At 49.0% G+C, this 1,443-nt stretch carries 2 protein-coding genes; one reads left to right on the top strand and one right to left on the bottom strand.

The genetic code is table 11. From position 1 onward, the window contains the following. The coding region (locus HBA55_RS37095) for an AraC family transcriptional regulator (protein WP_206020134.1) at positions 1-1,005 on the top strand (1,005 nt) is incomplete at its 5' end. A gap of 46 nt (positions 1,006-1,051) precedes the next feature. Here HBA55_RS37095 and HBA55_RS37100 read toward each other — a convergent pair. Then, positions 1,052-1,443 (bottom strand): alpha/beta hydrolase fold domain-containing protein (locus HBA55_RS37100; protein ID WP_167001280.1); only part of this gene is annotated, 392 nt, incomplete at its 5' end.

Below are 1,443 nucleotides of genomic sequence, written 5' to 3' on the forward strand. Positions count from 1 at the left end.
GCTTGCAATATGATGTCCTTCTTAAAGTGTCGTCCTGTAAACTTCATCCTGGTTCGCTCGGTATCTAATCAGCTTAGGCAATTGGGTAACGTATTCTGTCTGAATTCACCGGAATTGCAACAGAGCCATGCAACCCTCCCAGCCGAAAAATACATTCGCCTGCATGAAGAAATTTTACAGCAAACGGGCAATGCCGAAATGGGCCTGTTGATAGGCCGGGTCAGCTATCTGGAAAGCTTCCATCTCTATATGTCGCTGGCTTCTGCCAGCAACACCTTTCGGGACTGGATTAATCTGATACCAGGCATGTCACCCGCCTGGGGTGATCTCATGAAAACCTCAATCAGGCGCAAGGGCGATTACTTTATTTTAGAAATGTGTTTTGAAGGGCTATCCAACTCGAAGCGTTGTTTGGTAACGGATAGTTTTTTGACATCCTCAGTGATGTTGATGGACGGGTTTTGCGTATTGCCGGTCAGGCCGGTACGGGTGGATTTCACCTACCCCCAACCCAAGGACACCAAAGGGCTACAAGAAGCTTTCCAGGCACCTCTGCATTTCGATCAGCCGACCAGCGGGATGTATTACCACAAAAGTGTTTTAGACTTGCCCCAGGTACATGTATCGACATCCATTTATGACAATGTAAAAGAAGAGTTGGAAGAGTTCTTAAGCTTTACATCCTGGGCGGGAGATTCTTTTACGACTAACTTATACACCATAATTCGCCGTCAACTGCCCACGGGTAATTGTACGGTTAAAAGTGTGGCCGCAGCGTTGAATATGTCGAGCCGCACCCTGCAGTTGCGCTTAAAGGAGCGCGATACGCAATTCCGTTATTTTGTACAACAGGTCAGGTCCACACTGGCGGTCAAATACCTGCAGGACAAAAACTTCAGCATCATTAATATCGCGCTATTGCTTGGATATGGTGATCCCACGTCTTTTTCAGCGGCCTTTAAATCCTGGCACGGCTGTTCGCCCCGGGAGTACCGTAAAGGTTAATACCTAGCTCCTTCAACCAGGCTATTAGGTCTACGGGAGGCAAATATTAGCTCACGTATCGATCATAGAAATCCGCAAAACTGTCAAAGGTAAAATCGCGCGCATCTTCACTGACCTTGGCATTCGGACCCAGGAAATCAAAACCGTGAAAGCAGCCGTCATAGAGCTTAAAAGCAACATCCACGCTTTCTTGCTTAAGTGCCTCTACGTAGTCGAGCGTCTCCTGGTAGAAGGGCTCCAGCGAACCGACAAAGGTAATGGTGGGAGGCAATCCGCGATAATCCGTATTCCGGGCTGGTGCCGCGTAGGCGGGAATGTCAACGCCCTGCTTGTGAAGGTCCGACAGGTAGGCACCCCACCCCATTTTATTCATCGCGGTATCCCACACCGGAGTCTTGATATAACGATCCGGGTCTGCGGGTTGAAGGTCGTCGATCA

The organism is Pseudomaricurvus alkylphenolicus, from assembly GCF_011683955.1.
GTDB classification, from domain to species: Bacteria; Pseudomonadota; Gammaproteobacteria; order Pseudomonadales; family Cellvibrionaceae; genus Pseudomaricurvus; species Pseudomaricurvus alkylphenolicus.